Raw genomic sequence first — 18,957 nt, forward strand, 5'->3', positions numbered from 1 at the left:
ATTTCTATATTTTTTGTTGTTGCCCTGCTTTTTGGTACTTAATCTCCCCTCCTATAATGGTCATTTCTATGACTGTATCTAATAGTTCATCTGAATCGTCCATCTCAAATGGATGATTCGAATAAACTGTCATATCCGCTAATTTCCCCCGACTAATCGTGCCTTTGGTTGTTTCTTCATTGGTTGGGTAAGCACCCATTTCTGTAAAAAGCTTAAATGCTTCATACATCGATAGCTTCTCCTTAATATTCCACCCAGCATGTGTATCACCTGGAGCTTTTCTTGTTACGGCTGCATGAATACCTAATAATGGATCCACTGGTTCCACAGGAGAATCCGAACCCCCTGCACAAATGACACCCGATTCCATTAATGTTTTCCAAGCATAAGCTAGTTGCATTCTCTCTGGACCTAGTCGCTCTTCCACCCATGGAAAATCTCCAACGACAAACCGTGGCTGAATATCAGCAATACGACTTCTCTTAGCAAGCCTTGGAATCAACTCTTGACGTAGAACCTGTACATGAATCAGACGGTCGCGATAATCGACTGCTGGGAATTGATCCAATATATCCAGAACATTCTCTAATGCTTTGTCCCCAATCGTATGGACAGCAACTGGCATAGAAAGTTCCCTAGCCATTCGAACGATTTCATACAATTCTTCATTGGTATGCATGGCCTCCCCATATTGTAAGGGGGCGTCATAATAGGGATCATTTAGTAATGCCGTCCGTCTACCGAAAGCACCATCAGCAAAAAGTTTGATTGCGCCGATTTGTAAGGTTTGATTACCAAAGCCGGTATACATCCCCGCTTCCCTTAGATCCCCTATATAATCGTGATCGATTAATAAGTTACACCGTAGTCCAAGTTTTTCCTTATTTAATAATTCATCATAGATCTGGTACGTATGATGTAATCCACCTAAAAAGCTTGTATCATTCGTATGAACACTGGTTAAGCCCTTTGCAATCGCAAATTGGATAGCCTGTCGTAACGCAAATTTCAAGTCTTCCAACGTGTGGTTTGGGATATGACGTTTAAACAGTTCAGAGGCAGATTCCAATATTAGTCCTGTCGGCTGTTTCGTTCTTTCATCGATGACGATTGTGCCCCCTTGAGGCATGCTCATACCGGGATGATACTGACAAATTTCTAATGCTTTACTATTAACTAACGCCGCATGCCCACAAACTCTTGGAATAAAAAGTGGGTTATGCGGAGCAACATGGTCAAGTTCAGCAATTGTTGGAATACTACCATCCGCGAAAAGATTCTCATCCCACCCCCTACCAACTAACCATTCTTCTGGTAATAAGTTACTTGCCCTCTCTCCTATTTTTTGAAGCATTTCCTCTTTTGAAGTAACCCCAGTTACATCTAGATTTAAGAGATTAATAGCAATAGCTGACATGTGAACATGACTATCCGTTAACCCAGGTGTTACAGTTTGCCCTTCTAGATTAATAACCTCTGTGTTAAGTCTTCCCCAATATGCCATAATTTGATTTTGGTCACCCATATCAATAATTCTTCCATTTTCTACAACGACTGCTTCTACTCGTGGTTTATATGGATCAAAAGTAAAAAATTTTCCATTGGTAAATATCTTTCTCATGGGCTTAGGACTCCTTCTTTCGTCAAATGTATTAATTTTATAATATTCTTACTTTTAATAATATTATAAAATGTTATTTAGTCAATCTATTTTGTTGGACAAAATATGGCTTGTATCCCTATAATTCGTGTATTTTCTCCTACAGCTATCAGTAGTAAAGCTACACTTTACAGAAGTAGATATGATAATATTTTAAGTAATATGGCTTACTGAAGGAGAGACAATAACTTGATCGAAGTTTACACGGATGGAGCGGCCAGTGGTAATCCTGGCCTTAGTGGGGCTGGAGTCTATATTAAAGCTGGTGGGAAGCACTATGAGTACTCCCTTCCTCTAGGAGAAATGACTAACCATGAGGCTGAATTCTATGCAGTCATTAAGGGACTCGAAATTTGCGAGCAGGAATTCCCAAATGAAATTCTATCCTTTCGTTCGGATTCACAAACAGTAGTGAGCGTAGTCGATAATAATCATACGAAAAATAAAACCTTTCTTCCCCTGCTTGAAATCATTCGAGAAAAGGTCGAAAGGTTTCCATACTTTTTTATCAAGTGGATTCCTGAAAAAGAGAATGGCCATGCAGATAAACTTGCACGAAGAGCGATTCATGAGCAACGGCAGTAATAAATTATAGACAGAAAAAGCTACTGAGCAAATGACTCAGTAGCTTCGTTTAGCTATTTTTAATTTAACTTCTCAATATCTGTAACCGTAAAGTTATTCTTTTCCAAATCGGTACAAACTTTTTTCGCTAGGGCCTCATCTACCTCCTGTGGTAGCACAATACAAACTCTTCTAACGTAATGAGAATTGTTATTTAATGAGATGACGCTTTGCACATTACAATATTTGTTTACTACCTTTAACATCTTCTGCAATGCACCTGCATATTCAATCGTACCAATTGTTAAGGAGTAACTACCATTATGTACTCCCCAAGCATTTTCCAATACTTGAATCACATTGCCATTCGTTAATATCCCTAAAAAGTCCATGGAGTCGTCTACAACTGCTAGATAAGGAAGCTGCTTAATGGAAGAAAACACTTTAAAGAATGGGGCGTCTTCTTTGATGTATCCTTCACGATCGGATACTAACTCGGATAATGTCCCTTGTAAAGAATGATCCAATTCATACTCTAATAGGTCCACCTTATAGATATTACCAACATACTTTTCACCAGTTTCATCCAGAACCGGAATACAACGGTAACCAGAATCATCCAAGGTCTGCATGACAGCTTCTAAGCTATCAATCTCTTTCACAAATACGACATCTTTCTTGTTTACATAATCATTTTTTACTAGCATTCCTATCCCCCCACGACTATTGTTAGGGCACTATTAGAGAAAATACACTATAGGCCTTATCCTTATTTTCCTATATATTCAGAAAAATTTCAAGTTGTTGTTCCTTATTACAGGCATTGATATCTGACCAATGCTGTTTTCCAGGAGTGTGTTTGTAGCTTTAAGAAAAGTTGATTTTCGGCAAGTCCTCTGAGCAGCCAGTATTACACGTAGACTCCTGCGGGAGGAAAGGCATAGGTGAGACCCCGCAGTGCGAAAGCACGAGGAGGCTCACCAGCCGTCCGCGGAAAGCGAAGTGTATACTGGCTGCGGATTACGTTTGGTAACAAATTTTACTTATAAAGCTTTACCAACAAAAGACTGCTAGCTAGGACAATCATAAACTCCTAATCTAACAGTCTTCCAAACAAAATCTATTCTTCTATTTCTTCAAACGCGTACTCTTCCACTAAAGCTTCCCAACGCTCTGTAACTGCAGCGTCTTTTTCCTCAGCTATGGCGTTTAGTTCATCCATCTCTGCTTCTAATGCTAGAATATCTTCCTCAGTAGCATTAGGATCAAGAAATGCTTCAAAATATTCCTTTTCCTTTAAGACAACATCATTCATTGCATTAACTAATTCCACATTTAAATTATGATATTCTTTCGTAACATTGTATTCTACCGATTGAGAATCATAGAATTCTTTAATTTCACCGATTAATGGAATTAATTTTTTATCAAAAATCTCAATTGCTTCTTCATCTGTTGCAGCACTAGTAATCTCGTTATACATCGTTGGAATTTGATCTAGCTTTGGATTAATGGTATCAGCCATTGCATTGTGGTATTCTAATACCTCATCTGCCTCTGGAGAACTACATGCTACAAGTACCATCATTAATACAACCCCGGTTAATAGTAATACTAATTTTTTCATTAATTAATTTCCCCTTTATTTTTCTTTACTTAGTCATTGTAAATCAAATCGAAAAACTGTCAATTAGGCTAATTTTCCTGAATCAATATAATTAGTCTAATAGTCCTACACAGCACAATCAATACTAACTTTTCGTTACTAAATTTTTTTCAATAAATCGGGTATCAACGTCTAGCTAAATGGAAAATTTTGTATTTTATATAGTCTGTAAGTTATATTTTCAATTTAGAGAGAAGATTTATTTTCCTCATCAACGACTTTGTCAGTGAGTTTGGTTTCTTCGTTTTCAATAAAGCTAGACCACTAGCAGTGATAACTCAAGATATAAAGTCTCTCGTTAAATCAGGGGTACTCTTAGCAAATGTCCTTCCAGTACTTTCAGGGTTTTGGTTGGCTCTTGTGTTTACGAATGCTTCCTTTATGGACAATCTTGGAATATTTGTACTAACTATGCTCGGAAGTACATTAGTGATGGCTGGGGCATTAATCTTAAATAATTGGTATGATGTGGATATTGATACGGTCATGAATCGGACGAATAAACGTCCTACGGTAACAGGACACTTTCCCTTAAAAACCGTATTAATTTTAGGCGTACTATGTACGTTGCTAGGATTGTTACTGCTAGCCTGGACAACATGGGAAGCAGTAATCTATGCTCTCGTTGGGTGGTTTACGTATGTGTCACCATCTACACGATATGGTCGAAGCGTAGGTATACGTTCAATACGATTATAGGGAGTATATCTGGAGCTGTTTCACCGCTAATTGGCTGGGCTGCCATTACACCTGCCAATCATGCTATTCCTATCGGATTATTTCTTATTCTGTTTATTTTCCAAATGCCTCATACGTATGCAATTGCCATACGAAAATATGATGAATATAAAGCTACAGGGGTAGCAATGCTTCCAGTTGTAAGAGGGATTAAAGTGACAAAAAAGCATTTCTTATTTTATACCATTTGTCTCCTTCCGTTACCCTTTCTAATCGGTGAACTTGGAACTGTTTTTATCGTGATTGCAACCATCTTAAATGTTGGTTGGTTAGTCATTAGTATCCGTGGTTTCACTGTTAAAGATGATTTAAAATGGGCTCGCTTAAATTTTCTTTATTCCGTGAACTACGTATTAATTATTTTCTTGTTAGTCATTCTCGTTACACTGCCAGTTTATTTTGGATAAATAGGTACGCCCGAACACACAGCTCTTAAAGAGGTATGCGTTCGGGCGTATTTTTCGTTATGGAAAATTCCACGCGTGTTTGGGACTATCTTGTTGCATCTACTCCCCATGAGCGTTTACAGTCAAACGCACAATTAACATCAAGCTTTCTTCCCATGATAATTAACTATAATAATTCCAATAGCAACCAACACAATCGCAGCTAAAATAAATCGATTCAAAGCTTCACCTGGTATAAACATCGCGGACATGACCGCTCCAGAAACAGGTACGATAAACTTGTACATACTCATTTCACTTGCTTTATTAAACTTCAATAAGGAATACCAAAGTGCAAATGCAATGGCTGAAAGTAGTGCCGAATAGATAAATAACCCCCAACCAAATGGAGTAAATGTCATCGCCCCATCTTTCAAGAAAGGCAACCCTATGCCTAACATAATCAATCCACCAAGCGTTAACTGCCAGCCTGAAATAGCAAAAGGATGAATCCCAGAGGCAAGCTCCTTGGCCATAATAGTGGCAATAGCCAACGTTAGCCCGGAAAGAATCATATAGCCTTCCCCATCCCACTGGAAGCTTAGCTTAAGCTCTTGCCCCCAATTTGCAACGACAATCCCCGTAAATCCAGCGACTAGCCCAATAATTTTCTTTCGATTCATTCGATCACTTCGATAATAGAAGTGCGCCAATAAAACGGTAAAGAAGGTACCTGCTGAGGAGAGGATTGCCCCTTGCATACCAGAGACATTTGCCAGTCCATTATAAAAGAAAAAATATTGTAAGGACGTTTGAACAACACCCAATAAAGTTAAGACAAGAAACTGCCGCTTAGTAATCTTGATTCGTCTCCAATTACTAACTAATAAAAAGAATAGAACGAGTAATCCTGCTAGGAAAAAGCGTCCTCCAGCAAAAACAATCTTTGCGATTACATCATCCTGAGCCATTTGCAGCTCTTCGTAACTTACTTTTAAAACTGGAAATGCACTTCCCCATAATAGGGAACAAAATATAGCAATTCCAACTACTGACCATTTATTTACAAAAATTCCTTTCAAGAAAATTCATCTCCTAGTATTACAATTCATGTCCAAATTAATATCATATTCTAAAGTTGGATTTCAGGCAAGAATCCAATCTTTCCATATTATTCCTTTTTACAACCATTTCGAGAAGATAGTTGCCCAAAATATTATCCATTGATATAGTGGTGGAAAATACTGTTAATAACTGCACAGCATTGGGGGAGATTTTTTGAAACAGTGGATACAAGCAAGTATGCTCATTCTAATCATTCTTTTCTTAGCTGCTTGTCAATCGAATGAACAAGCAGAAGCCGTTTATTTTTCTGATTATCAATTAGAACAAATTATCCGTGAAGAAATTAACCGACCAGAAGGAGACATTCTAAAGGAAGATTTATTATCCATAACAGAGCTTAATCTATCTGGAAAACGAATTAAGTCAATAGATGGATTGGAGTATTTAGATTCTGTCACGACACTTAATCTACAAAACAATAAAATTGAAGACCTATCACCACTTGAAAAAATGGATAGCTTAGAACAGGTTAACATCGGCGGGAATCCTTATGAGCAGGCTGATTTGGAAAATCTAGAAGCTAGCAATATTACCGTTATCACGAAGGTAAAAGTAGACATACGAGGAACAGAAGATGGTCCTGGTGGATATCTATGGAAGGTTGAAAATGGGGATACAACTGTCTATTTACAAGGTACCATCCATATTGCGACGGATGAATTCTTTCCTCTAAACCGCAAAATTGAAGCAGCCTATGCTGAAGCAGATATTATTGTTCCTGAAATAGACCTGAATAATATTAATGTTCTAGAAATGCAAGCGATGTACATGGAATATGCCTTATATGAAGACGGATCGACCATCCAAGACCATATACCAACTGAAACCTTTGATGAACTTTCTAGTATTTATGAAGACCTTGGCTATTCTATGGATATGTTTGCGACGTATAAGCCGTGGTTTCACTCTAGCCTAATTCAAAACTTAATGAACGAGGAACTAGGGTATATCGATGGCGTAGACCTCTACTTCCTAAATCGTGCGGAACACGACCAAAAGGAAATCATTGCACTGGAAACTGCTGAAGATCAGTTATCTATCTTTGCCAACGTTTCTCCAGACTACCAAATCCAAATGCTAGAAGAGTCTATCATAGAACTTAGTGAATTCGAGAGCCAAATGCAAGAGATGTTCCGTCTTTATTTAGAAGGTGACGGTGAGGCATTACTAGATTACCTCATGGTAGAAGGCGAAGAACCAACACCAGAAGAACAGGCATATATGGTAGCTCTTAATGATAACCGGAATTATCAAATGGCCGAACAAATTGCTAATTTCCTAGAAGAAGACAGTGGCGATACATACTTCGTCATCGTCGGCAGCCTCCACCTATTACTAGAACCACATATAAGGTCCATTTTGGAAGAAGAAGGATATACGATAGAGAAAGTATTGTAAAATAAGAATATAATTCAAATGAAGTTGAGTGTTAGTAATTTAACATCTGTAGAAACTCTGAGCGGCCTGAATACACGGAGACTCCCGCGGGAGAAGTGAACAGGGTGAGACCCCGTAAGATGCAGCTGCGTCTTCAAGTATCGCTACGTAGCAGGCTTCCTCGGTGCAAGGCAGCAAGGAAGATCATTCAAGTAGTAGCCTGGCTCACCGGTCACCTGCAGGCAAGGTAGACACTGCGATGGTTCTTTCGAGCAGATGTCGCCCCTGTGCTGGAAGTAAAAGCGAAGTGTATTCAGGCCGCGGGCTTGGCCAGTAAGCCATCAATTGATTATACTAGTGAAAATGGGCAATACAGAAGGGTATCTCACCTTCCGTATTGCCCTTATATCAAATCATCCCAGCAACCAAACTACTATACACATTCAACATATTCAGGTCATCCGCACCAAATTCCTTCATCCTAGACGGCGTCGATAAATAAATAGCCCCACGAACATTCCCATCAGCCATAATCGGAACAGCTAATATAGAATCCCAATCTGGTAAACCGTTCATCTGATTAATCTTGTCTGTTGCTTCCCAATTAATCATATAGACACCACGCTCTTCCAACAGTACAGAATTTAGAATTTCTTGGTCTACTAGAGACTCCTTCACCCATTCTTCTTCCTGCGCCTTTCGACCGTAATGTTTCTGGCCATTACTAGTATTCATAATAATATAGCCTATTTGCGCTTCTGCAATCTCTATAATTCTACCTATAAATTGGTAGATTTTCTCTTCCACGGATAGATTCCTATTATTTAACTGGATTAGCTCCACCATTGCCAATACGTTCCGTGAATCCTTAATATCGTCTCCTGTTAGAATACCGGATAGCTTATTTTGTGGCTTAAACTTAGTGAGAAAATCTTTATTCCAAATCTGACAATTATTTCTCCCATTTTCCTTAGCCATATATAACGCTTGGTCCGCTTTTTCAATCAGCTCTTTGACATGTTGACCGTGCTGTGGGTAGGTTGCAATCCCCATACTTATCGTAATCTCAAAGTTATCTCCAAGTAATCTTTGTGAAGTAACAGTATTCCGAATCATTTCAGCAAACTGAACAGCCTCTTCCGTCCCAATAGATGGTAAGATAATGACAAATTCCTCCCCGCCGTAGCGACCTAATACATGGGAATCCTCCAGGCAATTCATAACGGTAGATGAAACCTTTTGAAGTACACTATCTCCAATTTGATGGCCATATCGGTCATTCACTTGCTTAAAACGGTCAAGGTCAAACATGATTAGACTAAATGACTCCCCTGCTTCTCTTGAGAATTCCACCGTTTCATGAAGTGCATCATCCAAATATTTACGAGTTAATGCTCCTGTTAACTTATCGATCGTAGCTGATAGTTTCAATTGATGTTTTTCTACCATAGCAGCTAAAAAGCCCATCATATCAAGACATTTGGAAATTCCATAGTTATTAAAGTTATTCACTAACTGATCCGTCTCTAAATACACATAACCTAGTAAGACATGATGCTTGTTGCTAGAACCATGTTTCTGGATAATTGGAATATACAATGCTCCATGCAGTTCCTTTGATAATAGGTTCCAATCAATTGGTTGTTCTTTATCATTTAGTATAAAAGGTTGCTTTGTACTTCTTACTCGATTTATCATAAAATGATTAGGTGGTAATTCAAGACGGCCATCTGTTGCACAAAGTACCTTTAACTCCTCCTGCTGATTTTCCATAATGACGGCACCCTTCGTCGCCAAGGTAATCCCTGCAAAATATCGAAGAACCATATCGATATTTTTCATCGTATTCGCACTTACATGGAATAAAATATCACTCGTACTCCGGATATCTTCAGAAAGGTTCTTCATATGTTGTTCGCTTGTATACTCCATGAAATCTTGCTGTCCAACAAACGAACTAACATAATCCTGTTCCAACATTCTGTCCAACTCTTCCTTTGTTACCGTAAAGGCTTCGAAAACATCTTTACTTAGGAATTCAACTTGTTCACCAATTAGCCGTTCATAAATTCGCTCTAGACGAATAAAGCCACGTACAAACTTTTGACTGCTCACATAGGTTAGACGAAGAGTTACAGGCAACTCCTTTACTAACAACTTCACCATTTCCGTTCCCTCTAGATAATAACCAGCAGCACTGTACAAGTTGTCCTCTTGGAACGCATAATCACCTAAAAGCAGCATAACTCTAGCAATTAATTCACGGCTTTGCGCACGTTTGGCATAATTCAAACTGCGGGCTAAGTTTTCCTTACCTTCTTTCGTATTACCCTTCGCCCCTAATACATAGTAATAACTTGCCTTTAGAATATCTGGCATTTGTTCTGACAGATATTCTTCCAAAGATTGAATTAATCGTTCACACATTTCTAATTTAGCCCGCTCGATCAATACCATCGTACTCATGAACAATACTTTTACATTAAATTCCTTTCGAGGTATCTTAGCTACAAGCTCAAGTATAGCTGCAATTGTGCCTTCGATATCCTCATCATTACAGGATCGTAACTTATTAATAGTTTGATAAATTAATGCACTATACGAATATATATTTTCTCGCCCTTGGTTAAAAGCAACTACCTCACGACTCGACTTATCCGCTAAGGCATAATCACCAATGGCCTGAAATAGATTCATACTCGTGTTATGATAGTCGAACACCCTCATACTAGCTGCTATTTCAACATCTAGCTCATCTTTAATCACTTCATAATATTGAAATGCAGTTTTATAATCGTTCATTTCTGTACAAACAAAACAGAGTAGATTATAAAGGTGGTTCGTAGATTGATCAGATGCACCAAGCTTAGCTTTTTGAAGGGCATATTTAAATTGCTCATAGGCCTCTTGGTAATGAAATGCACTCGCATGGATATTACCAATACTAGAAACTGCTCGGATTTCTGTTTCGTATATACCATACTCTTCACTTAGTTCCTGGACTTTCACAAAGTACTCTTTAGCCTTATCGAGTTCTGATAAATAGGCTTGGTAAATGACTCCAATGTTATTGACAGCACCTAAATATCCTTTCGTGTATCCAGCCTTCTCGAATAGCTCCATTGCTTTTTCATAGTAGCTTATTGCATCGGTTGCCTGATTATGTTGTATACTAGAGAATCCAAGTAACAAGTACGCACTCCCTGTAATTCGTGGGAAATCTGTACCAGCCTCATCTATAACCTCTCGGATAATTGCCGCAGCTTCATCTGGTTTATTTTCTAGATTAAGTTCCAACGCCTGAAGTCTTCTGTATTCTAGTCGTGATCCCTTATCATCATAATCAGTAAGAAGCGTCGAAACCTGTTCTAGATACCCCTTTAATTGCTCTACTTTATAAAGATTGGCATAAAGGTTAGCGATAGCAAGATAGGCGGCAACAATATTTTCTTTATGATTCGTCCTTCGTGCTAGGGCTAGGGCTTCTTCTAAGACAGTTAACGATGTTTCCATATCATTGACTTCTGAGCTTAAATCGCCAATACGGAGTAGGAGTTTTGTCTTCTCGTCATCATCGGTTAGTAACAAAACTGCTTTTTGAAGATAAGGTATTTCTGCCTTTATCTCATGCCTCTCATGTAGTTCATCAGCAATTTTCATGTAATAGTAAATACACTTTTCCGTATTACTTGCACCTTCAAAGTGAAAAATGAGTTCCTCAAGCTTTATATGATGTTTCCACTCAAGCATGTTTGCAATACGCGCATGCTTTTCCATTCTCTCTTCCGGAGTGATTCCTTCATAAACAATTCTCTTAAGAACTTTATTATGGAAATCATACAAATAACCGGTATCTGATACCAATTGTTGTAATATACCTTTTCGCACTAACTCCCCAATATGGCGAACTGCTTTGGCAATATCCCAATTCAAAAATTCACTTATCATATTAGGTGATACGGCTTTATTATAAGTAGCACCTATTTCCAACAATTCCATCTGGTCACGAGCTATATCCTGTAATTGGTTTAATAGTGCTTGTTCGATACTGTCTGGTATCTCCAGTAGAGAATAATCATCAGCAGATAAGCGAACACTCCACATCCCATTCTCTGGGGAGACAACAAGAAGCTGACGACTATATAAATCTTTCATTACTTCATGGATGAATAAAGGATTCCCATAAGACCTTGAATAAATTCTTTCTGCTAGTTTCATAGGAGGATAGGATATAAATAATATATCCTTGATCAATTGTGCCGATTGTTCTTGCGTTAATGGATTTAACCGGATGATATTAGCGTCCGATCGTTTATAAATCATATCTACTGTATCTAAGAATGCACGATTTTCACTATCCTCGCGTACTTCTCCGGAAAGTATAAACATGAGGTTCGTTTGATGCACTGTATTCGTACTTAAATAAGTAAATAAATCTAATGTAAACCGATCTGCCAAGTGAAGGTCATCGATAAGAAATACAGCCGTCTTCCCTTGTAGGCTCTCATGGATAAAACTTGCAATTCGATTTAATAAGCGATATTTGTTGTTACCATCTAACAAATATTCTAGGGAAACTGTTGCTTCTTTCTTTTCCAACTCAGGAAAGTATTTCAATAATTCTGCATGATATTTTCTGAGGATATGTACATCAGTTTGGGCAATGAGCTTTTGTAGGATATCAATCCATAGATTTTTACTACTTCCCGTACTATCTAATTGAAAGCTTGCATACACATTTGCCCTTTGTATGGATAATAAGTAATTAATCTCCTGCAACACTCTCGTCTTTCCAATTCCATTATCCCCTTGGACAAAAAAGATTCGTTTTCCAGGTCTGTACCCCATTAAGTTTTCGACATTTTTTAAGATCAATTCTATTTCCAAATCCCTACCTATAACTTCTGTATGGAATTGCAGTTCTTCTATAACAGAACTATCAATGATGGAAAATTCTCTGTCTAGGCTTACTCCAAGTTCATTTACCATTTCTAATACATTGTTATAAGCAACCGCTTCATTAGTTGTAAGTAGTTTTTGTACAATCGGTAAAACCTTTCGAATAGTATCGTGATCACTTATGTTACCTGTGTCTACATCGGCTTGAAGTTTCCAAATATCTTCGTTAGCATTTTTCCATTCGCTCTTTTTCGTTAGCATGGTTAAAAGAATAGCACCTAATGAATACATATCAGACTGATACGTTAGTTCATCACTCGCTAATGCTTTAGGAGAAATAAAATAGGTTTCCTCTAGTTCCTTGCGAGCATACTTTTCTAATTCAACTGTAGCAAGATCCTTCAACTTGAAGACATTACCATTCTCCGATTCTATTACTAGTATGGAATGTGGATTTAGGGAACCGTAAATAAACCCTCTTAAATGAAGGTAATGAATTGCAGCACAAATCTCCATAAACGTTTCCACTACCTGGCCGATAGAAAGGTCATCTAAGTAAGCAAGGAATGGTTTTGCCTGTTTATCATATTGCGCCGTATAATAGTAGAGTTTGTCCCCTTGTATTCTATTATCTACAAAAGAAACGGAATTAAATTCAAAGTTACGTAAAATTCGGGGATGATTAATATTCTTAATCGTTATAAAACGTTTTGCATAAAAATCAACTAACGATTTGGGTGTGTATTCGGAGTTTAATAGATTTAATTGGATGAATCTGTTATCGTTCAGTAAATCTATAGCAGCGTACTTGGAGACCATCTTATTTTGATCCAAAAGCTCTACAAGTCGATACCGATTATTAATAATTTCCACGGACCTCACCTCATTTTCGTTTAGTTGAAAGATGGGATAATATCCCTATGTATTAAAAAATGGCTATTCGAAAAAACGAATAGCCAAAATTATCATGTCTTGTGTAACCATCATTTTGGCATCCAGGCGCTCATAATTGAACTGCTAATCCTGTGGCCTATATTCTTCAAAAAGTTTACCTTTTCGAATGGATATTATTTATCTAATTCACTATCATTACGATTAAAATAGTAGTTGGTTTCATTATACAATATTTGCCACTAATTCACTATATACATTCAACACATTTATCTCATCGGCTCCAAATTCTTTCAATCTAGCAGGTGCAGATAGATAAATGACACCTTTCAACCTTCCACCAGTACTAATGGGAACAGCAATTATAGAATCCCAATCTGGTAAACCATTCACGGTATTAATCTTATCGGTTTCCTCCCAATCAATGGTAGAGAAACTTCTACCCTCTCTCACAACGCTCGAAATGATGTCAGGATTATACGTGGAATTATTCACCCATGCCTCTTCTTGCGACTTTCTTCCAAAGGTATGGCTAATGAAATCTCCATCGGTTAATAGAATATAACCATATTCCGCTTCGATGATTTCAATGATTCGTCCAAGGAAATGATAGATTTTATCTTCTACCGTTATTACCTGATTCGTTAATTGAATAAGTTCTACCAGTGCTAACACATTTCTAGCATCGCGAATTTCATCACCAGAAATAATTCCAGTTAACTTATTCGCTTGTTTTACTTTATTTTCAAATTCCTTCTGCCACACTTGGGAGTTGTTTCGACCATTTTCTTTTGCCACATATAAAGCTTGATCCGCTTTTAATATGAGTTCCCTAACGGTTTGTCCATGTTCAGGATAAGTTGCTAGCCCCATGCTTAACGTTACCTCATGTTTTTCCCCCAGTAGCTTTTGACCTTGCACCGTCAACCGAAGTTCTTCAGCAAATCGTGCAGCCTCATCCACCTTTACGGAAGGTAAAATAATAACGAATTCTTCCCCGCCATATCGGCCGAATAAACTAGAAGGATCCAAATTAGCTAGTATAACTTGAGAAACTTCCCTTAGAATTTGGTCACCAATTTGGTGTCCATAGCGATCGTTAACTCCTTTAAACTTATCTAAATCAAACATAATGATGCTGAATTCATTTCCGTTTTTTCTAGAAAAATCAAGGGTGTTTTGCAACGCATCCTCTAATGATTTTCGTGTTAACGCACCAGTTAATTTATCAATAGAGGCGGCAATCGTTAACTGTCGTTTTTCTAAAAGTAGCACAAGAAACTTCACTAATTGCATACACTTCTCCAACCCGTGTTGGTTAAAGTTATTAACAATTTTGTCTGTCTCTAAGTAGATATACCCAAGGACTTGTTTCGTTTCTCCTACTAAAGAATGGGATTCTACATCTTTAATAATCGGAATGCACAAAACTGCCTTTAAATCATCTGGTAAAAAGTGTGGATCAACCTTATCCTGTTTAGACCATTCGGATAACAAGACAGGCTTCATCGTCGAGCGAACACGATTAAAAATGGATAAATTCCCCGGTAACTTCCTATTTCCATCAATGGAAGAAAGAACCGTTAGTTCTTGTCCCTTTTCTTCGGCAAGAATGAATCCCCTCGTAGCTAATAATCGACCAGCTAGGAATTTACCGATCATCTCAAAGTTCTTTGTAACATCACTATCTAAGTGGATAAATAAATCTTCCTGGTGTAGAATGCCACCAGATAGTTTTTCCATATACTGATCGCTTATATATTGCATAAATATTGGATTACTAATAAATGCATCTACTTGATTATTACGTATCTCATCTAATTCATTTATTGTTTGCACTTCTTCCAATAATTTTGCTAGATCAAAGCGTTCATTCTCTCCTGATTGCATCCATTTACGAATTTTAGCAAGATGAGAGAATACTTTAGAAAACTTTCTTCCCTTCATAAAGGTTAATCGGTATTCGCCAGGAATTTGATGGATTAATTCTTTAATCCCCTCACTACTTTCTAGATAATAGTTCGCAGCATCATAATAGTTTTCTAATGCAAAGTAGCAGTTACCCAAATCAGCTTGAATACGGAAGATAAGCTCCTTATTTTTAACAGCTTTAGCCAGGCTTAAGCTCTCTTCTAAGTAACTTATCGTTTGGTTAGGGGCTTTCCTAAACGAAACAGCACCTTTTGCATGTAAATATTTAGCTCTGAGTATGTTAGGCATGTCTTCCGAAACATACATTTCTAGCTCAGTAAGTAAATGTTGTGCAAGTTCTATTTCATCTTTTTGAGCTACTTGTTGAATCGCTTCGCAAAGGCTCTCGATAATAATAGACGTGCTGGTTATTTTATCCGTCAATCGGATAATTTGGTCGATTAAGAACGCATCAATACTATCTTCTACTAGACGCAATTGGTTAATTAACACATTAACTGTAGCAGTATACTTCAAAATATTCTCATGCTCATGATGGAACTCGATAATTTTCTGATTATAACGATCCGCTTCTTCATAATTACCCAGGGCTAGATATATCTTGGAAGAAGTCATATAATACTCCGCAATATCAAAGCCTTTATTAGGGTTATCTTTCAGGTCCTTTTTCAATTTGCGGAAATAACCCAAAGCATCGTTGAAGTTATTTCGTTCTAAGCCCACCTGTGTTAATAGATTTAAAAGTACATATTTTTCTTGCGGCATGTTATATCGTTCAGCCTTGGTTAAAGCATGACTAAAATGGTCAAATGCCGTTTCAAAATCATGCTTATTTAGATGTGATTCGGCAATATTGATGAGAGCAAACACTTCACTTGTATGAATTCCGTATTCCTCACTCAAATTCTTCACTCGTAAATGATATTCCATCGCCTTATCATAATCCTGATAATGCTCTGCATAAACAGCACCAATATTGTTTAGAGAAAGTAATACACCTCTTGTATAATTAATTTCTTCTAATAGACTGACAGATTTATGATAGACCTCTAACGCCTCATCAGGTTTACCTAGATGTACATAAATAAATCCAAGCGTACGATACGCATTCCCTTTAATTTTATTAAATTGATCACCGCATTCTGCTATTAACTCATGGAAAAGTTCAGCAGCTTCTTGGATTTGATTTCCGTCTGTCAGTAGTAGCGCACGAAAACGTTTTATTTCTAGCCTAGATGCTTCATCTGGATTAAGACTCAGTTCTCGTTCTGCTTTATCAATATACTCTATTACCTGATCATCATGGTACGCATGTATATGGGCATTTGCTAGTTTTATATAGGCATCCAGTCTATGCTTCGCGTTATTTTCTTTCTCAGCTAGACGTTCTGCCTCTTCTAAATATTCTAATGCTACAGTAATATCTCCTGTATCTGATGATAGGGCCCCTAATTCCAAGTAAAGTTCCATGCGTTCACCAGAGTTAGTGGTTAATTCAAGGGCTTTCTTCAAATTATCAATTTGTGCCTTGGTGTTCTTAGCTACTTCCATTTTTTTTGCATTTTCCAAGTAGTAAATTCTAGCTTTTTCAAGATTTTTCGCATTGGCAAAATGAAAAATTAATTCATCGAGATTTTTCACTTCGTGGAAATCCGTAACTTCTTCTAATCTAGCAGCGGCAAGCTCGTGCTTTGCAGTTTTTTCTTCCTGAGAAATTTTTTCATACACAATATTCTTCAACACTTTACTACGAAAATCATATAGATACGCACTATCATCGATTAAACGCTGTAAAACGCCTCTTTTTACTAAGTCCTCTACATGCATTTCTAGGCTTGGAGAAGTTGGCAAAAACTCTTCAATCGTAACCATGGAAACAGGCTTCGAAAAGATAGAGATACTTTTTAAGATATCCAAGCTAAGTGGATTCAAATCCTTTAACTGGTTCACAAGAGCATGTTCTACACTATTTGGAAGATCTAATAGACTATAGTTCTTGTCTCCTTCCGGTATATCAATTTGCCACCTACCGGTCTGTTCACTTACATAGAGAATCTGGCGACTATATAAGTCCTTCATAATTTCGGTCACAAATAGCGGGTTCCCATAAGACTGGCGGTAAATTCTTCTAGAAATATTTTTAGGAATAAACGAGATTGATAGGATACTTTGAATCATTTCACCGGTATGTTTCTCATCTAGTTGTTCTAGCCGAATAATTTCGGAGTCTTGTCGTTTCTTCATGTTATGGATAAACTCGGATGCAACTGTATTAGTAGCCATCTCATTGTCTTCACAAGAGAATATAATGGATAAATTCGTATTTTCTAATACTTCTGTACATACATAATTAAACGTATCAATCGTAAAATCATCTGCTAGATGGATATTATCGATAATCATAACTGCGGGGTGATTTTGGATACTTTCATTAATAAAACCAGCGATCCGATTCAACAAGCGGTACTTCGTATTATGTTCATTCGTGTAACTTAATGAAGCAGCATAGTTCTTATCCAATAATTCAGGGAAGTATTTCATTAACTCCTGACTATATTTTTCTAATATACTCTTATCCGTTTCAATAATTAGCTTACGTAAAAGATCAATCCACATTTGCTTACTATCAGCAGATATATTATTAAGGCTATAGCTGGAATAAACACTTGCCTTACTCAAATCAAATAAGAATTTAATCTCCTGTAGAAAACGAGTTTTACCAATACCATTCGTACCCTGCACAAAAAATATTCGCTTACTAGGTTGAAAGGAAATCATCTTTTCATAGGATTTAAGGATATTATTAATCTGTTCTTCTCTACCAACAAGCTTCGTATGAAGGTTAAGACCTTCAAACTCTTCCTTTTTCACATTAGAATAATTCGTTTGCAAAACTTTATTTATGTCGACTATTAGTTCATATAAATTACTGTAGGAATCCTTCTCTGTGTTAAGTATATTTTCGAGCACTGGTATAATTTTTCGCGCTTCAGCGTCGGTAGATGTTTTTGCAAATAAAGCTAGCTCACGAGTTGGATTTTTCAGTGAAGGATTATCAGATAGCATGGCTAATAGAATAACTCCCAAGGAATATATGTCTGATTCCTCATTCTCAGGAATTCCCGCTAAAACCTGGGGAGATTTATAAGCAGAGTCCTCGATACGCTCCGCATGAGTAATTCTTTCCATCTGGACTGATGCAACGTCCTTAAGTAGGACTTGAAGCCCCTCGCCCTTTCTTATCACTTGTACAGAATGGCGATTTAATGCACCATAAATAAACCCCTTCAAATGGAGGTAGTGAACAGCCGTACAAAGCTCTACGAAGCTATCCATCATTTGACGGAAGGTCATTTCTTTCGTTACGTCAAATATGTTTTCGGTCCCAGTCACATAATCGGAAGTAAAAAAGTACTGGGGCTCCGCTTGTAGCTTACTATCAATATATGAAACGGTATTGAAACTATAATTACGAACGATTGCTTTACTTGTTAGACTCTTAATATCAAGAAATCTACTAATAAAGAAGTCGATTAGTGACTTTGGTAAATATTCAGTATTTAGTAAGTGTAAGAGAATTAATTTATTCTCTTTACGCATATCAAAAGCAGAATAAACCATCACATGCTTTTCTTGCTTCACTAGTTCTTTTAGCCTATATCTATTGTTGATGATTTCCATTTCCTTCACTCCAACTGAAAAATCATACTATTATTATG

At 37.3% G+C, this 18,957-nt stretch carries 10 protein-coding genes; 4 read left to right on the forward strand and 6 right to left on the reverse strand.

Annotation, left to right across the window (positions count from 1 at the left end):
* Positions 1-4: 4 nt before the first annotated feature.
* Positions 5-1,621, reverse strand: coding sequence for an amidohydrolase (locus tag TE34_RS04325; RefSeq protein WP_047983598.1), 1,617 nt, complete (start codon positions 1,619-1,621; stop codon positions 5-7).
* A gap of 228 nt (positions 1,622-1,849) precedes the next feature.
* Between TE34_RS04325 and TE34_RS04330 the strand changes: the two genes are divergently transcribed.
* Positions 1,850-2,245 (forward strand): ribonuclease HI family protein, encoded by a 396-nt coding sequence (locus TE34_RS04330; RefSeq protein WP_047983599.1) that lies wholly within the window; start codon positions 1,850-1,852, stop codon positions 2,243-2,245.
* Between the two features lie 59 nt (positions 2,246-2,304).
* Here the strand turns inward: TE34_RS04330 and cbpA are convergent, their stop codons facing one another.
* Both cbpA and TE34_RS04340 read right to left on the reverse strand, forming a co-directional pair.
* Positions 2,305-2,931: a cyclic di-AMP binding protein CbpA gene (cbpA, locus tag TE34_RS04335; protein WP_047983600.1), complete on the reverse strand. Its 627-nt coding sequence runs from the start codon at positions 2,929-2,931 to the stop codon at positions 2,305-2,307.
* 413 nt (positions 2,932-3,344) lie between these two features.
* Entirely contained in the window at positions 3,345-3,851 is a 507-nt protein-coding gene (locus tag TE34_RS04340; RefSeq protein WP_047983601.1) for a hypothetical protein, read from the reverse strand.
* Positions 3,852-4,250: 399 nt separating this feature from the next.
* Between TE34_RS04340 and TE34_RS21680 the strand changes: the two genes are divergently transcribed.
* Both TE34_RS21680 and TE34_RS21685 read left to right on the forward strand, forming a co-directional pair.
* On the forward strand, positions 4,251-4,589 hold the full coding sequence (locus TE34_RS21680; RefSeq protein ID WP_330218301.1) for a UbiA family prenyltransferase: 339 nt from the start codon (positions 4,251-4,253) through the stop codon (positions 4,587-4,589).
* Positions 4,520-5,035, forward strand: a complete 516-nt coding sequence (locus tag TE34_RS21685; protein ID WP_330218302.1) for a UbiA family prenyltransferase — start codon at positions 4,520-4,522, stop codon at positions 5,033-5,035. Before TE34_RS21680 ends, TE34_RS21685 begins: the two co-directional genes overlap by 70 nt.
* Positions 5,036-5,175: 140 nt before the next feature.
* On the opposite strand, the gene TE34_RS04350 is transcribed toward TE34_RS21685, so the two are convergent.
* Positions 5,176-6,096, reverse strand: a complete 921-nt coding sequence (locus TE34_RS04350; protein ID WP_047983602.1) for a DMT family transporter — start codon at positions 6,094-6,096, stop codon at positions 5,176-5,178.
* A gap of 196 nt (positions 6,097-6,292) precedes the next feature.
* On the opposite strand from TE34_RS04350, the gene TE34_RS04355 reads away from it, so the two are divergent.
* The gene (locus TE34_RS04355; RefSeq protein WP_047983603.1) at positions 6,293-7,537 is read left to right on the forward strand and encodes a TraB/GumN family protein; all 1,245 of its coding nucleotides are present in this window, start codon (positions 6,293-6,295) and stop codon (positions 7,535-7,537) included.
* A 387-nt stretch (positions 7,538-7,924) separates the two neighbouring features.
* Here TE34_RS04355 and TE34_RS04360 read toward each other — a convergent pair whose 3' ends face one another.
* Positions 7,925-13,288: a diguanylate cyclase gene (locus tag TE34_RS04360; protein WP_047983604.1), complete on the reverse strand. Its 5,364-nt coding sequence runs from the start codon at positions 13,286-13,288 to the stop codon at positions 7,925-7,927.
* Between the two features lie 243 nt (positions 13,289-13,531).
* Entirely contained in the window at positions 13,532-18,919 is a 5,388-nt protein-coding gene (locus tag TE34_RS04365; RefSeq protein ID WP_047983605.1) for a diguanylate cyclase, read from the reverse strand.
* Positions 18,920-18,957: the final 38 nt, after the last annotated feature.

Origin of the sequence: Ornithinibacillus californiensis, from assembly GCF_001038485.1 — a bacterium.
Taxonomy (GTDB): Bacteria; Bacillota; Bacilli; order Bacillales; family Amphibacillaceae; genus Ornithinibacillus; species Ornithinibacillus californiensis.

What these genes read in the sequence shown, in the direction of transcription:
- TE34_RS04325 (WP_047983598.1), bottom strand. Translation starts at nt 1,621, where the DNA reads ATGAGAAAGATATTTACCAATGGAAAATTTTTTACTTTTGATCCATAT.
- cbpA (WP_047983600.1), bottom strand. Translation starts at nt 2,931, where the DNA reads ATGCTAGTAAAAAATGATTATGTAAACAAGAAAGATGTCGTATTTGTG.
- TE34_RS04340 (WP_047983601.1), bottom strand. Translation starts at nt 3,851, where the DNA reads ATGAAAAAATTAGTATTACTATTAACCGGGGTTGTATTAATGATGGTA.
- TE34_RS04365 (WP_047983605.1), bottom strand. Translation starts at nt 18,919, where the DNA reads ATGGAAATCATCAACAATAGATATAGGCTAAAAGAACTAGTGAAGCAA.